Here is a 15,195-nt window from a genome sequence, read left to right as displayed (position 1 = left end):
GGTCAGGCGTCCTGAGCAGCGTTGGTTTTGTGGCTTGCCGGGACTTGGGCCGGCGGCGGGTTGGGGATGGTGACGGCGCCCTGGGCGGCCGAGGCGACCGAGGCGCGGTATTTGGCGAAGACACCTCGCGCCGGGCGGACTACGTGGGGCGTAAAGCCCGCCCGGCGCGTCGCCAGATCGACGTTGACGTCGATGCGGCGGTTGGTGACGTCGATGGTGATGCGGTCACCATCGCGAATGAGGGCGATCGGGCCGCCCACGGCGGCTTCCGGCGAGACGTGCCCGGCGACGAAGCCGTAGCTGGCGCCCGAGAACCGGCCGTCGGTCAGCAGGGCGACGTTGTCGATCTTGCGGCCCTTCAGGGCGGCGGTGACCTGCAGCATCTCACGCATGCCCGGACCGCCCTTGGGTCCTTCGTAGCGGATGATGATCACGTCGCCCTCGCCGACCGATCCGTCTTGAACGGCGTGGAAGGCGTCTTCCTCTGAGTCGAAGACGCAGGCCGGACCTTCGAACGTGTCAACCTTGTGGCCCGTCAGCTTGATGACCGCGCCTTCCGGGGCGACATCGCCATAGATGACGGCGAAGCTGCCGCGATCCATCACAGGGGCGTCGAAGGTGGTCACGACCACCTGACCCGGCGTCTCCTCCGCCTCGGCCGCCTCTGCGAACAGGCTGCGGCCGGTGACGGTGGGGGTGTTCACGATCTTGCCCGCCTCGGCCATCCGCTGGGTGACCAGACGGGTGCCGCCGGCGGCGAACAGGTGCGAGGCCAGGAAGCGGCCGCCCGGCTTCAGATCGCAGATGACCGGCGCCTCGACGCAGGCCTGGTGGCAGTCCTCGACGCCGAAGTCGACGCCGGCCTCCGCCGCGATGGCCGTCAGGTGCATGACCGCATTGGTCGACCCGCCCGAGGCCGACACCGCGACGGCGGCGTTCTTCAGGCTGGCGCGTGTGATGTATTTGCGGGCCGTGTCGCCGGAGAAGACGCGCTCGACGATGATCCGGCCGCAGCGCTCGCCCTCGGCCGCCTTGTTCGGATCGACGGCGGGCACGTCGTTGGCGCCCATCGGCGAAATGCCCATGACCGACAGGGCCATGGCCATGGTGTTGGCCGTGAACTGACCGCCGCAGGCGCCGGCGCCGGGGCAGACCGCAGTCTCGACCGCCTTCAGGCCCGCATCGTCCAGCGCGCCTGCCGAATGGGCGCCGATGGCCTCGAACACCTCCTGGACCGAGACTTCCTTGGACCCGATCACGCCAGGCATGATGGTGCCGCCGTAATAGACCAGGCCGGGGATATCCATCCGCGCCAGGGCCATGGCCGCCGCCGGGATGGTCTTGTCGCAGCCGACGATGCAGACCACGCCGTCCAGCTGATGGCCCTCGATGGCCAGTTCGATGCTGTCGGCGACGACCTCGCGGCTGATCAGCGAGGCCTTCATGCCCGCCGTGCCCATCGAGATGCCGTCGGTGACGACGATGGTGTTGAAATCGACCGGATAGCCGCCCGCCGCGACGATGCCGGCGCGCACATCCTTGGCCAAACGGTCCAGGTGCATGTTGCACGGCGTGACCGTCGACCAGGTGTTGACGATGCCGATCATCGGCTTGTCGAAGTCGGCGTCCTGCATCCCGGCGGCGCGCAGATACGAGCGGGCGGCGGCCCGGTTCGGGCCAGCCGTCACCGCCGCGCTGCGCACGTTGGGCTTTCTGGGCTGAGAGGTAGAATCTTGCGTCATCGGTCCGGTTCTTTTGGAACCGCCAAGCACGAAAAACCCCGCTTCCTTTCGGGAGCGGGGTGGTGCGAGGCGATCCTGAGTGCGTTTAGGTCAGGTCGCGTGCATCCACGCCGCTTGCGTAAGCAGGCCGAGAAGTACGAGAGTAATGAGGAATACGGGGCTTTGCAGGCCGACCGGCGCGCGAACGGCTGCGACCGCCTTGGCGGTGCGTCCCTTCATCATGTCGCGCGTCATCGTGGCCACGGGCGGCTCCCTGTTCTGACGCCAAGAAACCATAGCGGCGGCCGCCACACAACCCCTGTCGCAATAATTTTGCGCGACAGATCGAAAACGACCGCGCCCGGGGTGTTTCTTACCTGAAGCTGGCACCGGCGATTTTCGAAGCGTTACCGTCCATCACATCATGTTACGCGCGCGGGGTTGAAACCCGCCCGCGACCGCTCCATTGAGACGCGCACCTATATTACGCTCGTCATACCGATCACAGGAGCTCTCCATGACCGTTCGCGTCGCCATCAATGGTTTCGGCCGCATTGGCCGTCTCGTCCTTCGCTCGATCATCGAGCATGGCCGCACGGACATCGAGGTGGTGGCGATCAACGACCTGGGTCCGGTCGAGACCAACGCCCACCTGTTCCGCTACGATTCGGTCCACGGCCGCTTTCCCGGCACGGTGACCTCGGGCGAGGATTGGATCGACGTCGGCACCGGCAAGATCAAGGTCACGGCCGAGCGCGATCCCGCCAATCTGCCGCACGCCGAGCTGAAGGTGGACATCGCCTTCGAATGCACCGGCATCTTCACCTCCAAGGACAAGGCCAGCGCCCACCTGAAGGCCGGCGCCAAGCGCGTCCTGGTCTCAGCGCCCGCCGACAACGCCGACAAGACCATCGTCTACAAGGTCAACCACGAAACCCTGACCGCCGACGACATCGTCGTGTCGAACGGCTCCTGCACCACCAACGCCCTGGCCCCGGTCGCCAAGGTGCTGAACGACCTGTTCGGCATCGAGCGCGGCTATATGACCACCATCCACTCCTACACCGGCGACCAGCCGACGTTGGATACGATGCACAAGGACCTGTACCGCGCCCGCGCCGCGGCCCTGTCGATGATCCCGACCTCGACCGGCGCCGCCAAGGCCCTGGGTCTGGTCCTGCCGGAACTGAGGGGCAAGCTGGACGGTTCGTCGATCCGCGTCCCGACCCCGAACGTCTCGGTCGTCGATCTGAAGGTCGTCGCCGGTCGCGAAGTCACGGTCGAAGAGATTAACGCCGCACTTCAGGCCGCCGCCGACGGCCCGATGAAGGGCGTCCTGTTCACCACGACCGACCCGCTGGTCTCGCACGACCTGAACCACATCGCCGCCTCCTCCACCGCCGCCCTGCCCCAGACCCAGGTCGTCGACGGCAAGCTGGCCCGCGTGTTGAGCTGGTATGATAACGAGTGGGGCTTCGCGACCCGGATGTCGGACACCGCGCTGCAGATGGCGAAGTTCCTATAACTTGAAAACTTGGCGCCGTGCGGCTGTCAGAAACGCAGGATCAGGCTGCATCCTGATGCTGCTGCTAGTCGTCGCGGCGCCGTTTTCAGGCGGCTTCATGCTAGAGGCCGCCAAGCACCTTCGTCTGTTGAAGTTCGGCGGCAGTTGGATCAACGCGGCGGCATGGACTGCCGCCCTCCTGTGCTGGTGGCTGGTCCTTGCCCTGTTCTGGTTCAACAGAACCCGGTTTGAATTTGGCGAACTTCTGGACGGCGCGCCGATTCGCAGACCAGTCGCCAGTATTCCGATGCTGGCGTTCTTGATCGTGGCGGCCTCGGGCCTCGGCCTTTTCAGCGCCATCAAAACTGTTTTGGGATAACCTTATGACCTTCCGCACCCTCGACGACGCCAAGGATCTCGCCGGCAAGACGGCTCTGGTTCGCGTGGACTTCAACGTCCCGATGGAGGGCGGCAAGGTCACGGACGACACCCGTCTGCGGGTCGCCCTGCCGACGATCCAGCGCCTGCGCGACGCGGGCGCCAAGGTCGCCCTGCTGGCCCATTTCGACCGCCCCAAGGGCCAGCGCGTTCCGTCGATGAGCCTGAAACCCGTCGTCCAGCCGCTGGAAGAACTGCTCGGCGCCCCCGTCCGCTTCGCCGACGACTGTATCGGTCCCGACGCAGTCGAGGCCATTCGCGATCTGGACGCCGGCGGCGTGGTCTTGTTGGAGAACGTGCGCTTCCATGCGGCGGAAGAGGCCAATGATCCGGTCTTCGCCCAGAAGCTGGCGGATCTCGGCGATCTCTACGTCAACGACGCCTTCTCGGCCGCCCACCGCGCCCACGCCTCGACCGAAGGCGTCGCCCACCACATCCCCGCCTATGCCGGCGAATCCATGCGTCGTGAACTCGATGCGCTCGAGGCGGCGCTCGGCAATCCGCAGAAGCCCGTGGCCGGCATCGTCGGCGGCTCCAAGGTCTCGACCAAGCTGGACCTGCTGAAGAACCTAGTCGGCAAGCTGGACACGCTGGCCATCGGCGGCGGCATGGCCAACACCTTCCTTTATGCGCAAGGGATCGATATCGGCGGCTCGCTGGCCGAAAAGGATATGGCGGACACGGCGCGCGAAATCCTGGCGGAAGCCGAGGCCAAGGGCTGCGACATCCTGCTTCCCGTCGATGTCGTCGTGGCGACCGAGGTCAATCCCGGCGCCGACGCCCGCACCATCAAGACAGGCAAGGCCCTGTCCGCCGACGACAAGATCCTGGACGCAGGCCCCGAAACCGTCGCGCGCCTGAACGCCGCGATCAACGGCTCCAAGACCCTGATCTGGAACGGCCCGCTGGGCGTGTTCGAGGTCCCGCCGTTCGACGCCGCCACGGTCGCGGCCGCCAAGCACGTCGCGGAGCGCACCAAGGCCGGCGCCCTTATCGCGGTGGCGGGCGGCGGCGACACGGTCGCGGCCGTCGGTCATGCCGGCGTCAGCGCAGACCTGACCTTCGTCTCCACCGCCGGCGGAGCCTTCCTGGAATGGATGGAGGGCAAGCCCCTGCCCGGCGTTGAGGCCCTGCGCGCCTAAGGCTCAGCGATGCAGGCGGATCACGCCTGCATCCTGTCTTCGAAATCGGCGCTGGAACGGCTGTAACACGGCGTGACTTCGCGCTGTCCGGCGTCTAATCTCTCGCCCAACCAAAAAGACTATTCGGCTCAGGAGACTAACCCATGGCGCGCATTACGCTGCGACAGCTGCTCGACCACGCGGCAGAGAACGACTACGGCCTGCCCGCTTACAACATCAACAATATGGAACAGGGTCTGGCGATCATGGAGGCGGCCCACGAGGTCAACGCCCCCGTCATCATCCAGGCCTCGCGCGGCGCCCGGACCTACGCCAACGACATCGTTCTGGCCAAGCTGATCGACGCCCTGGCCGAGCTCTATCCGCACATTCCGGTCTGCATGCACCAGGATCACGGCAACGGCCCGGCGACCTGCGCCACCGCCATTCAGTACGGCTTTACCTCGGTGATGATGGACGGTTCGCTAGAGGAGGACGCCAAGACGCCCGCCTCCTACGAGTACAACGTCGACGTCACCCGTCGCGTCACCGAAATGGCCCACGCCTGCGGCGTCTCGGTCGAGGGTGAACTGGGCGTGCTGGGTTCGCTGGAAACCGGCATGGGCGAGGCCGAAGACGGTCACGGCTTCGAGGGCAAGCTGGACCACTCGCAACTGCTGACCGACCCGGATCAGGCCGTCGACTTCGTCGCGGCCACCAAGGTCGACGCCCTCGCCATCGCCATGGGCACCAGCCACGGCGCCTACAAGTTCACGCGGCAGCCGGACGGCGAGGTCCTGGCCATGAACGTGATCGAGGAAATCCACCGCCGCCTGCCCAACACCCACTTGGTGATGCACGGCTCGTCGTCGGTTCCGCAGGATCTACAGGACATCATCAACCAGTACGGCGGCGAAATGCCCCAGACCTGGGGCGTGCCGGTCGAGGAGATCCAGCGCGGCATCAAGCACGGCGTGCGCAAGGTCAACATCGACACCGACAACCGCATGGCCATCACCGGCGCCATCCGTAAGGCCCTGATGGAGAAGCCGGGCGAGTTCGACCCGCGCTACTATCTGAAGCCCGCCAAGGAGGCGATGAAGAAGCTCTGCATGGAACGCTATCAGCAGTTCGGCTGCGAGGGCCAGGCCTCCAAGATCCGCCCGCTTTCCACCGCCCAGATGGCGAAGCGCTACGCCTCGGGCGACCTGGATCCGTCCTTCCGCGGCGCATCCGTCAAGGCCGCCTAGGACCGTCGTCTAGACCGGGTAGCGGCCGCTCAGTTCGCGCCGCACCCGGCGAACGTCCCATTCCGCCTGATCCAGCGCGTCGCGGGCCTCTCGGGCATTGCGACGCGCATCGCGGATTTCGCCTCTGACCTCTTGGATGCGGTCACGGATACGCTCCCGCTCTTCGTCCGTCAGGCCGTCGCCGCGCAGTTCGCGCTCCTTGGCCTCCAGCTTGTCTTCGCGGTTCTCGATCCGGGCCTCGGCGCTGTTCAGCGCGCTTTCCGCCGTCTCGTAGGCGTCCTCGACCTCATGCAGCATTCGGCCGTCGCGATAGGCCGGCAGAAACGCCTGCTCCTCCTCCGGCCGACAAACGCCATAATAGGCATTGCCCGCCCGCCCCTCCTCCCAGCCGCGCTGGAAGGTGCAGTAGGTCCGCAAGCCATCCTCACGCGCCGAGCCGTAGGCGGCCGAGTTGGGTGCGATCTGAAACTTGGCGCAGGCCTTGGCGTGGTCGTCCAGTCGCGTCATCGGATAGCCCGACGCCCCGTCGGCATAGCCCTTCTCGCCCCAGGCGCCGGCGAGGCATTCGTCCTTGCTCATGGTCGTGCAGCTGCTCAGCAGCGCCGCCGCGGCGAACGCGCCCCCGGCGATCATCAACCGCTTCATCGGATGTCCCCTACGCCCCCAAGCTTGACTATCACCTCACCCGCGCCCCTCGCGCAAGCGGCCGGTCGTGCTAGGGAGACGGCGTGTCCGCCCATGATCTGATCGACGAAGACGAAGGCCCCGCGACCGGCGCCCCCGCCGAGGTGCTGGAGGCCCGCATCGACGCGGCCGGCGTTCGCCTGGACAAGGCCCTGGCCGGCGCCTTCCCTACCCTGTCGCGCGCCCGGCTCCAGGCCCTGCTGGCCGAGGGCGCCGTCAGCCGCGATGGCGCGGTCCTGACCGGCGGTTCCGCCAAGGCCCAGCCCGGCCTCTATGCCGTCGCCCTGCCGCCCGTCGCGCCGGCCACGCCCCAGCCCCAGGCCATTCCCCTGACCGTTCTCTACGAGGACGCCGACCTTATCGTCATCGACAAGCCTGCGGGCATGGCCGCCCACCCCGCGCCCGGCACGCCCGACGGCACCTTGGTCAATGCGCTGCTGGCCCATTGCGGCGACAGCCTGTCGGGCATCGGTGGCGTCGCCCGCCCCGGAATCGTTCACCGACTGGACAAGGACACCTCCGGCGTCATGGTCGCCGCCAAGACCGACCGCGCCCACGCCGGCCTCTCCGCCCTGTTCGCTGCGCATGACATCGAGCGCACATACATCGCCCTGACACGCGGCGCGCCGTCGCCCGCGACCGGCCGCATCCACACCCGCATCGGCCGCTCCACCAGCGACCGCAAGAAAATGGCGGTCCTCAAGGCCGGCGGCCGCGAGGCCATCACCGACTATGTCGTCCAGGCGACCTTCGGGGAGCCCGCGAAAGCTGGCGGCGCACCCATGGCCGCGCGCGTCGCCTGCACGCTGCACACCGGCCGCACCCATCAAATCCGCGTCCATCTATCGTCCAAGGGCGCGCCCATCCTTGGCGACGCGACCTATGGCTCGGGCAGCCCCGCCATCCCCGTTCGCACCGCCATCGCCGAAGCGGGCCTTGAGCGTCAGGCCCTCCACGCCGCCGTCCTGGGCTTTGTCCATCCTGTCACGGGCGAGGCGCTTCGCTTCGAAACCGCGCCGCCGTCCGACATGCAGCGTCTCGAAACGCGCCTCGCCGAACTCTGAACAGCCATCCGTTCGAGCAGGTCTTGAATAGCAACTGACAAAGTTCTATATGGGACGTCGATCGGCGCGAGTGGCGCCAGGGCCACGGTCACGCTTTCGTGTGACGATCCGCCTCTAAAAATGGCGGCAACCCATCGCTACTTTACCGGTTGAGGGGTGAGACGTCGGCGCACACACCGTGGCCGATGGCGAAGAGCCCGCTCGTTCAAGACGGTCGGAGGGACCTGTATATGGCTGCCAATAATACGCTCGCGGTGATGTCGCCTGAACAAGGCCTGTCGCGTTATCTGACGGAAATCCGCAAGTTTCCGATGCTGACCAAGGACGAGGAGTTCATGCTCGCCAAGCGTTGGTCTGAGCACCAGGACCCCGAAGCCGCCCACCGTCTCGTCACCTCGCACCTTCGTCTCGTGGCCAAGATCGCCATGGGGTATCGCGGCTACGGCCTGCCGATCGGCGAAGTCATTTCCGAGGGCAACGTCGGCCTGATGCAGGCCGTCAAGAAGTTCGACGCCGACAAGGGTTTCCGCCTGGCGACCTACGCCATGTGGTGGATCCGCGCCTCGATCCAGGAATACATCCTGCGCAGCTGGTCGCTCGTGAAGATGGGCACCACCGCGGCGCAGAAGAAGCTGTTCTTCAACCTGCGCAAGGCCAAGAGCCAGATCTCGGCCTTCGAGGAAGGCGATCTGCATCCTGAACACCTCGCCGCCATCGCCACCAAACTGGGCGTGACGGAGGAAGAGGTCACCAACATGAACCGCCGTCTCGGCGGCGACGCCTCGCTGAACGCCCCTTTGCGCGCCGACGGCGAAAGCGAGTGGCAGGACTGGCTGGCCGACGACACGGCCGTGTCTCAGGAAACCCAACTCGCCGACGACGAGGAAAAGGGCATCCGCATGAGTCTCCTGCAAGAGGCTATGGAAGAGCTGACCGACCGTGAGAAGCACATCCTCACGGAACGTCGCCTCAAGGACGATCCGGTCACGCTGGAAGAACTCGCCGGCCAGTATGGCGTCTCGCGCGAGCGCGTGCGTCAGATCGAGGTCCGCGCCTTCGAGAAGCTGCAAAAGGCCATGCGCGCCGCCGCCGAAGAGCGGAACCTGGTCGACGCCTGAGCAACTCGGTCCGCTGCGCCTTCAACGGCGCGGCGGACCATTCATCACGACGCGCGCGCCACCGGCGCCGCTTCATTGGCCGCTCTCGCAGCCGTCACCACCGTGCCGATTGGCTGGGCCAGTCCCGCCTTCGTCACCTGACCGCTGGCCACATAGGCCTGCAATGTCGCCACAGCCATCGCCAGTCGCGCGTCCGCCGTCTTGATGGCCAGACCGTTCAGCGTCTCGGCCTGTTGACGAATGGCGCGCGTCGCCTGCGACGGATCCTGCTCGAACTGCGACATTGCCGAAACCAGGATTCGCGACGCCTGATCGCGGATTTCGGCAGGGCCGCCTCCGGCCGCGCCATCGCTGCGGCGCTTGCGGGCGCCTGAATATTCACCTGAGTTGAACCGGCGACGATCCGGCCCGACATACCCGACGGCCTCGATCCAGGGTCGCGGCTTTAACGTCACATTCTCGACCCGCTTGAACAGGTCGCCTGTCGTGAACGGCTTTCTCAAGAACTCGTGGATGCCGGCGTCGCGCGCCCCCTTGATCGCCGCGGCGGTTGCCTCGCCCGTCACCATGATGATCGGCGACATGCGGCACGACATGCTGGAGCGCCGAATGCGCCGCGCCAGCGTCTCGCCGTTCAGCCTGTCTCCAGACCGCTCCGTGAAGATCACGCCCGGCTCGACGTCGCGCAGCAACTCTAGCGCCCGCTCCTCGTCGCCTTCGGAATAGACCTCGCGCGCACCCATGCCCTTCACGATGTCCGTCAGCAGTCGCGCTGACGACAGATTGGCGTCCACGATGACCACCCGACGAAGCGCAGGCTCCATGCGGCTTATGGTTCTGGCGTTTGCGGCGAACACATCAGACTCCGAGTTTGGAGCCATTATCCTTACCGCCGACGGGTTAAGACCTGTTGAATAGGTCTTTCTGCGTAGTCCGCCGCCTCACGCCGCCCCTTCCAAGGCCTCAGCCCTGGAACGGATCGCGCATCAGAATGGTGTCGTCGCGCTCGGGGCTGGTCGACAGCAGGGCCACTGGCGCGCCGATCAACTCCTCGATCCGGCGCACATATTTGATGGCGTTGGCGTTGATGTCCTTGAAGCTGCGGACGCCGGCGGTGCTTTCGCTCCAGCCTTCCAGCTCCTCGAACACCGGCTCGGCCGCGCCCTGGGCTTTCAGGCTCGAGGGCAGATAGTCCAGCACCTCGCCATCGACCTTGTAGCCAACGCAGATCTTTAGCGTCTTCAACCCATCCAGCACGTCCAGCTTGGTCAGGGCGATCCCGTCGATGCCGTTGATCGCCACCGACTGGCGCACCAACACGGCGTCGAACCAGCCGCAGCGGCGGGCGCGGCCGGTGTTCACCCCGACCTCGCGGCCAACGGTCGCCAGATGCTCGCCGACCTCATCATCCAGTTCGCAGGCGAAGGGGCCCTCTCCGACGCGTGTCGTATAGGCCTTCACGATGCCCAGCACATAACCGACGCCGCGCGGCCCGATGCCTGAACCCGCCGCCGCCTGACCGGCCACGGTGTTGGAGCTGGTGACATAGGGATAGGTGCCGTGATCCACGTCCAGGAAGGCGCCCTGCGCCCCTTCGAACAGGACGCGCTTGCCGTCCTTCTGCGCCTGATCGAGCACACGCCAGGCCGGTTTCACATAGGGTAGGATCTTCGGCGCGATCTCCAGCAACTGCGCCAGCAGCGCGTCGGGATCGATCGGCTCCAGCCCCAGACCGGCGCGCAGCGGATCGTGGTGCGAGCGCAAGCGGTCGATCTTGACCTTCAAGTCGTCTTCGTTGGCCAGATCGCAGACCCGGATGGCGCGACGCCCCACCTTGTCCTCATAGGCCGGACCGATGCCCCGCCCGGTCGTGCCGATCTTGGCGCCCGGCGCGCTCGCCGCCGCCTCGCGCGCGACGTCCAGCGCAGGGTGGATGGGCAGGATCAGACAGGCGTTGTCCGCAATGGTCAGGATCTCAGGACTGATCGCCACGCCCTGGGCGGCGATCTTCTCGATCTCGCCGACCAGATGCCAGGGATCGACGACCACGCCGTTGCCGATGATCGACGGCTTGCCCTGCACGACGCCCGAAGGCAGCAGCGCCAGCTTGTAGACCTTGCCGTCCACGACCAGCGTATGGCCCGCGTTGTGACCACCCTGGAACCGCACGACCATGTCGGCGCGGTTGGACAGCCAGTCCACGATCTTGCCCTTGCCCTCGTCGCCCCACTGGGCGCCGACCACCGCTACGTTCGCCAAAACCGTCTCTCCGCACTGGAATGCGGGCGCAGCCTATAGCGAGGGAATCGTCCGATGTCGTCCCGTCAGGCGGATTTATCCGACTTCGCTGACCGCTGTCTCGAACGCCCATTCCAGCCAGGGCGTCGCCGCAACCACATCGGCCGTCTCGACCGTGCAGCCGCACCACAGCCGAAGGCCAGACGGCGCATTGCGGTGCGGCTCCATATCGAACACGGCCGCCTCGCCTTCCAGCAGGGCCTTGAACCGCACGACAAAGGCCTTCTGCGCCTTGTCGTCCAAGGCGGCGATCCGCGCATCGGTGAACTTTAGGCAAACCGAGGTCGTCGATCGTATCTCCGGCCGATCCGGCAGGAAGGCGATCCAGTCGGTCCGCTCCACCCATTCCGCCAACGCGGCATAGTTGGCGTCTGTCCGCCGGATCAATTCGCTCAACCCGCCGATGTCCTTGGCCCAGCCCAGGGCGTCGATCCAGTCTTCGATGGTCAGGATCGAGAAGGTGTTGATCGCCACCCCGTCCGCCAGCGCCCGATCGAACCGTCCCTTGCCGTCGGTCAGCCGCAGCAGCTTGGGAATCGCCCGATCCGGCCGGTACGTATCCAGCCGCTCGACCGCGCGCGGCGACAGCACCACCACCCCGATGCCCGCCTCGCCACCCAGCGCCTTCTGGAAGCTGAAGGTCACGACATCCAGCTTGTCGAACGGCAGCGGCATGGCGAAGGCGGCGGAGGTCGCGTCGCAGATCGCCAGCCCCTCGCGATCGTCGGCGATCCAGTCGGCGTCCGGTACGCGCACGCCCGAGGTCGTGCCGTTCCACGGGAACACCACGTCCTTGGACCAGTCGGCCCGGCTCAGATCCGGCAGTTCGCCCCACGGCGCCGTTAGCGCCTCGGGCTCCAGCCCCAGATGATCCTTCACGTCCGCCAGCCAGGTCAGGCCGAAGTTCTCAAACGCCACGACCTGCACCGGCCGCGCGCCCAGCATGCCCCACAGCACCGCCTCGACCGCACCTGTGTCAGACCCCGGCGTATAGAGCATCACATGGCTGTCAGGCACTTCCAGCACTTCGCGCGTCAGCCGCAGGCCATGCGCGAACCGCTCGACCACCTCCGGTGCGCGAATGCCGCGCCCGAGCAGATCGGACGGCAATCCGCCGACCGCATAGCCCGGCCGCTTCGCCGTCGGCCCTGCCGAAAACCACGGCCGCGCCGGCTTCACATCAGGCTTCGTGCTCATGCTCTTTTCCTTTGGCGCTACCGCGCTTCGCGCGGCTTGAGCGCGCTCACCGCCCCGGCGTGTAGGGCCGCCTGGCACGCCAATCCTCGGCGAACTGGGTCAGTTCAGCATCCGGCGCATCCGGCAGCGTCACCATCACCCGCGCCAGCAGATCGCCCCGCCTGCCTTGCGCAAACGCGCCGCGCCCCTTCAGCCTCAGCACCTTGCCCGAGTTCGATCCGGCCGGCAGCGTCATCTGCACCACGCCTTCGGGCGTCGGCACCCGCACCTTGGCGCCCAGCACCGCATCGGGGACCGACACCGGCAGGTCCATGGTCAGGTCCGCCCCGTCGCGCTTGTAGATGGGGTGCGGTTCGATCCTCAGTTCGATCAGGGCGTCGCCGTTCTCGGCCCCGCGTCCCGGCGATCCCTGGCCGCGCAGGCGGATCGTCTGGCCTTCCGACGCCCCCTTGGGAATGGTCACGTCCAGGGTGCGCCCGTCCGAAAACTGGATCCGTCGCGTCGCCCCGGCGATGGCGTCTTCCAGACTGATGTCCAGCGTCGCCTTCACGTCCTGGCCGCGTGAGGTGAAGTCCCGCGCGCCGCGCTGACGCCCGGCCCCGCCGAACATGCCGAACAGGTCGTCCAGATCGACGCCTTCGAAGTTGCCGCGACCACCCGGTCCGCCGGCGCCCGCAAAGCCGCCCCCCTGGCCGAACGGACTGCCGCCCGCACGACCGCCCCCGCCGAAGCCGCGATATTGTTCGTTGCCGTCGCCGTCGATCTGGCCCGCGTCGTATTTGGCGCGCTTTTCCTTGTCGCCCAGGATGTCGAAGGCCGCCGTCACCCGCTTGAACTTGTCCTCGGTGATCTTGTCGCCGGGGTTCTTGTCGGGATGCAGTTCCTTGGCGAGCTTGCGATACGCCTTCTTGACCTCGTCCGCGCTCGCGCCCTTCGAAACGCCCAGTTCCTTGTAGGGGTCGCCTGCCACGTCCGTTGTCGCTCCAGCTGAAAAAGGTCGAGAGGCCGTCAGTTAAGCCATGCCCCGCCCCGCGCAAAGGGCTGGACCCGCCCTATTTCGTCAGACCCGCCGGATTTCCGCCTCCACCTCTGCTTCTGAGCCCCACCCAAACCCCTCGCCCCACTGCGCCACGGCGATCCGCGCCGTCGATGTCGCGCCGTCTGGGAAGTCCGCCGCCAAGTCGCCCGCAGTATAAGATGCCGACGTCCCCTCGACCTCCATCGTCCGAACCACGACGTCATGATCAAACACACGCAGCCGGAACCGCATCGGATCGACCGCTCTCGGTTCCCCATCCCAACTGTCGCCGAACAGCCGCACGCGCGGCGTCCATCGGATCGCCAGACCCTCGGACGTCTCGACCGTCAGACCAGACGGCGACCACGGCCGATCATGCACGCCCCTCGCCACGAACAGGGCTTCGCTGAACCCCGCACCGCCCGGCGCCGCGCCAGCCGGTCCCGCGCGACAGACCAGCGGCAGTCCTCACATTGCGGCCACCCATCACCGCCGCCTCGCCCCATGTTCCGGCGCCTCGCCCTCGCGCCGCACCACCAAGGCGTTGACCTCGGCCCAACGGTGCCGCACGCTCGGCCCTAGCGCCTCGACCAGCACCGATCCCTTGACCGGCTAAGCGATCGGCCGCTCCAAACCCAAGCGCTGCACCAGACCGAACGCCGCGCGCGTCCCATCCCCCACGCCCAGCACCCGCCGAGACCACTCCGCCCGGCGCACATGACTTGAAGTCCGCGAAGTCCTTGAACCGGAACCCGTACAGCCGTCCCCGCCGCGCCTCGAAGAAGGCGACCAGCTCGGCCATGTCGTCCAGCGACCTCAGGTTCGCCCCGATCAGATACCGCCTGCGCCCCAGCGCCCAGGGCGTGGAGCGCCGCTCGAACCCCGAGGCCAGCGTCGTGATCTCCGTCCGACGCTCCACCCCGCCGGTCGAACCGAACGCCAGCCGCGCGGGCAGGCGCACCTCATGAAAGGCCATGCGAACCTTTCCTCCCTTTCACTTGTTCATGGATCGTCGCTCGTTCATGGTCGCATTGCGGCCAGCTTCGGCCGCATGCCCAAGGGGAGCGACACGTTTGCGCGGCGAGATTCTCAGCTACGACACCACCACCGGAATCGGTCTGATCAGCGGCGACGACGGCGCCCGTTACGATTTCACCTCGGCCGCGCTGCAATCGCCGGCCGTGCCCGCCGCCGGCGTCCGCGTCGACTTCGTCCCCGAAGGCGCCGCCGCCACCCAGATCCTGATCCTGGCGGGTTCGCCCACCACCACCGGCGTCGCCGGCGGCTACGCCAGCTCGACCTCGACCGCCGTCGCCGGTTTCGATTGGCAGAAGCTGTTTCTGTCCTTCGAGGGCCGCATCCGCCGAAGCCATTTCTGGATCGGCTGGCTGATCCTGCTGGGCGTCAACGTCGTCATCAGCTGGATCCCCTTCATCAATCTGCTGGGCATCGTGCTGATCTGGCCCAACCTGGCCATTTCAGTGAAGCGCCTGCACGACATGGGCAAGACCGGCTGGCTGATCGCCATTCCCTGGGTCGGCTCGGTCATCGCCTTCGTCGCCGGCTTCGCCATGATGATCGCCGGCGCCGTCGCCAACGGCTATGCCGAGGACTATTACGAGAGCAATCCCGCCGCCGTCTTCGCCCTGATGGGCCCGGCCATCGGCCTGTTCGCGATCGCCGGTCTGCTCGGCCTGGCCTTCCTGCTGTGGATCGGCATCGCCGACAGCCAGAAGGGCGAAAACCGCTTCGGCCCGAACCCCAAGGGCGAATAAGCCTCAT

General features: G+C 66.8%; 16 protein-coding genes. 7 read left to right on the top strand and 9 right to left on the bottom strand.

Annotation, left to right across the window (positions count from 1 at the left end):
- Window positions 1-2 precede the first annotated feature (2 nt).
- The gene (ilvD, locus tag QRN13_RS09965; RefSeq protein WP_284877800.1) at window positions 3-1,742 is read right to left on the bottom strand and encodes a dihydroxy-acid dehydratase; all 1,740 of its coding nucleotides are present in this window, start codon (window positions 1,740-1,742) and stop codon (window positions 3-5) included.
- A 90-nt stretch (window positions 1,743-1,832) separates the two neighbouring features.
- Complete coding sequence (locus QRN13_RS09960) at window positions 1,833-1,985, bottom strand: hypothetical protein (protein WP_284877799.1); 153 nt, start codon at window positions 1,983-1,985, stop codon at window positions 1,833-1,835.
- Window positions 1,986-2,238: 253 nt separating this feature from the next.
- Between QRN13_RS09960 and gap the strand changes: the two genes are divergently transcribed.
- From gap to fba, 4 genes are all read left to right on the top strand, one after another.
- A complete protein-coding gene (gap, locus tag QRN13_RS09955) occupies window positions 2,239-3,246 on the top strand; it encodes a type I glyceraldehyde-3-phosphate dehydrogenase (RefSeq protein WP_284877798.1) in 1,008 nt (335 codons plus the stop codon).
- A gap of 55 nt (window positions 3,247-3,301) precedes the next feature.
- Window positions 3,302-3,604, top strand: coding sequence for a hypothetical protein (locus QRN13_RS09950; RefSeq protein WP_284877797.1), 303 nt, complete (start codon window positions 3,302-3,304; stop codon window positions 3,602-3,604).
- Between the two features lie 4 nt (window positions 3,605-3,608).
- Window positions 3,609-4,805, top strand: coding sequence for a phosphoglycerate kinase (locus tag QRN13_RS09945; RefSeq protein WP_284877796.1), 1,197 nt, complete (start codon window positions 3,609-3,611; stop codon window positions 4,803-4,805).
- A gap of 143 nt (window positions 4,806-4,948) precedes the next feature.
- Window positions 4,949-6,034, top strand: a complete 1,086-nt coding sequence (gene fba / locus QRN13_RS09940) for a class II fructose-bisphosphate aldolase (protein ID WP_284877795.1) — start codon at window positions 4,949-4,951, stop codon at window positions 6,032-6,034.
- A gap of 9 nt (window positions 6,035-6,043) precedes the next feature.
- Here the strand turns inward: fba and QRN13_RS09935 are convergent, their stop codons facing one another.
- Complete coding sequence (locus QRN13_RS09935) at window positions 6,044-6,679, bottom strand: DUF2799 domain-containing protein (RefSeq protein ID WP_284877794.1); 636 nt, start codon at window positions 6,677-6,679, stop codon at window positions 6,044-6,046.
- Window positions 6,680-6,762: 83 nt separating this feature from the next.
- On the opposite strand from QRN13_RS09935, the gene QRN13_RS09930 reads away from it, so the two are divergent.
- Window positions 6,763-7,782, top strand: a complete 1,020-nt coding sequence (locus tag QRN13_RS09930; RefSeq protein ID WP_502868590.1) for an RluA family pseudouridine synthase — start codon at window positions 6,763-6,765, stop codon at window positions 7,780-7,782.
- 230 nt (window positions 7,783-8,012) lie between these two features.
- A complete protein-coding gene (gene rpoH, locus QRN13_RS09925) occupies window positions 8,013-8,900 on the top strand; it encodes an RNA polymerase sigma factor RpoH (RefSeq protein ID WP_284877793.1) in 888 nt (295 codons plus the stop codon).
- Between the two features lie 44 nt (window positions 8,901-8,944).
- On the opposite strand, the gene QRN13_RS09920 is transcribed toward rpoH, so the two are convergent.
- The 6 genes from QRN13_RS09920 to QRN13_RS14695 all read right to left on the bottom strand — a co-directional run bounded on the left by QRN13_RS09920 (window position 8,945) and on the right by QRN13_RS14695 (window position 14,389).
- The gene (locus QRN13_RS09920) at window positions 8,945-9,757 is read right to left on the bottom strand and encodes a response regulator (RefSeq protein ID WP_284877792.1); all 813 of its coding nucleotides are present in this window, start codon (window positions 9,755-9,757) and stop codon (window positions 8,945-8,947) included.
- Between the two features lie 106 nt (window positions 9,758-9,863).
- Window positions 9,864-11,159: an adenylosuccinate synthase gene (locus QRN13_RS09915; protein ID WP_174085878.1), complete on the bottom strand. Its 1,296-nt coding sequence runs from the start codon at window positions 11,157-11,159 to the stop codon at window positions 9,864-9,866.
- 75 nt (window positions 11,160-11,234) lie between these two features.
- On the bottom strand, window positions 11,235-12,395 hold the full coding sequence (locus QRN13_RS09910; protein ID WP_284877791.1) for a phosphoserine transaminase: 1,161 nt from the start codon (window positions 12,393-12,395) through the stop codon (window positions 11,235-11,237).
- A 46-nt stretch (window positions 12,396-12,441) separates the two neighbouring features.
- The gene (locus QRN13_RS09905; RefSeq protein WP_284877790.1) at window positions 12,442-13,365 is read right to left on the bottom strand and encodes a DnaJ C-terminal domain-containing protein; all 924 of its coding nucleotides are present in this window, start codon (window positions 13,363-13,365) and stop codon (window positions 12,442-12,444) included.
- A gap of 90 nt (window positions 13,366-13,455) precedes the next feature.
- Window positions 13,456-13,794, bottom strand: a complete 339-nt coding sequence (locus tag QRN13_RS09900) for a hypothetical protein (protein ID WP_284877789.1) — start codon at window positions 13,792-13,794, stop codon at window positions 13,456-13,458.
- The gene (locus QRN13_RS14695; RefSeq protein WP_502868589.1) at window positions 13,787-14,389 is read right to left on the bottom strand and encodes a DUF2460 domain-containing protein; all 603 of its coding nucleotides are present in this window, start codon (window positions 14,387-14,389) and stop codon (window positions 13,787-13,789) included. The genes QRN13_RS09900 and QRN13_RS14695 overlap by 8 nt, the downstream gene beginning before the upstream one ends.
- A 97-nt stretch (window positions 14,390-14,486) precedes the next feature.
- Here QRN13_RS14695 and QRN13_RS09890 point away from each other — a divergent pair, with 97 nt between their 5' ends.
- Complete coding sequence (locus QRN13_RS09890; protein WP_284877788.1) at window positions 14,487-15,188, top strand: DUF805 domain-containing protein; 702 nt, start codon at window positions 14,487-14,489, stop codon at window positions 15,186-15,188.
- Window positions 15,189-15,195: the final 7 nt, after the last annotated feature.

It is taken from the genome of Brevundimonas sp. MEB006b, assembly GCF_030209705.1.
Taxonomy (GTDB): domain Bacteria; phylum Pseudomonadota; class Alphaproteobacteria; order Caulobacterales; family Caulobacteraceae; genus Brevundimonas.
This window is presented reverse-complemented; position numbering and strand designations above follow the sequence as displayed.

Bases quoted from the DNA above. Each gene is read 5' to 3' on its own strand.
- fba (WP_284877795.1), top strand. From the start codon at position 4,949: ATGGCGCGCATTACGCTGCGACAGCTGCTCGACCACGCGGCAGAGAAC.
- QRN13_RS14695 (WP_502868589.1), bottom strand. From the start codon at position 14,389: ATGGCCTTTCATGAGGTGCGCCTGCCCGCGCGGCTGGCGTTCGGTTCG.
- gap (WP_284877798.1), top strand. From the start codon at position 2,239: ATGACCGTTCGCGTCGCCATCAATGGTTTCGGCCGCATTGGCCGTCTC.
- QRN13_RS09910 (WP_284877791.1), bottom strand. From the start codon at position 12,395: ATGAGCACGAAGCCTGATGTGAAGCCGGCGCGGCCGTGGTTTTCGGCA.
- QRN13_RS09950 (WP_284877797.1), top strand. From the start codon at position 3,302: ATGCTGCTGCTAGTCGTCGCGGCGCCGTTTTCAGGCGGCTTCATGCTA.
- ilvD (WP_284877800.1), bottom strand. From the start codon at position 1,742: ATGACGCAAGATTCTACCTCTCAGCCCAGAAAGCCCAACGTGCGCAGC.
- rpoH (WP_284877793.1), top strand. From the start codon at position 8,013: ATGGCTGCCAATAATACGCTCGCGGTGATGTCGCCTGAACAAGGCCTG.
- QRN13_RS09935 (WP_284877794.1), bottom strand. From the start codon at position 6,679: ATGAAGCGGTTGATGATCGCCGGGGGCGCGTTCGCCGCGGCGGCGCTG.
- QRN13_RS09945 (WP_284877796.1), top strand. From the start codon at position 3,609: ATGACCTTCCGCACCCTCGACGACGCCAAGGATCTCGCCGGCAAGACG.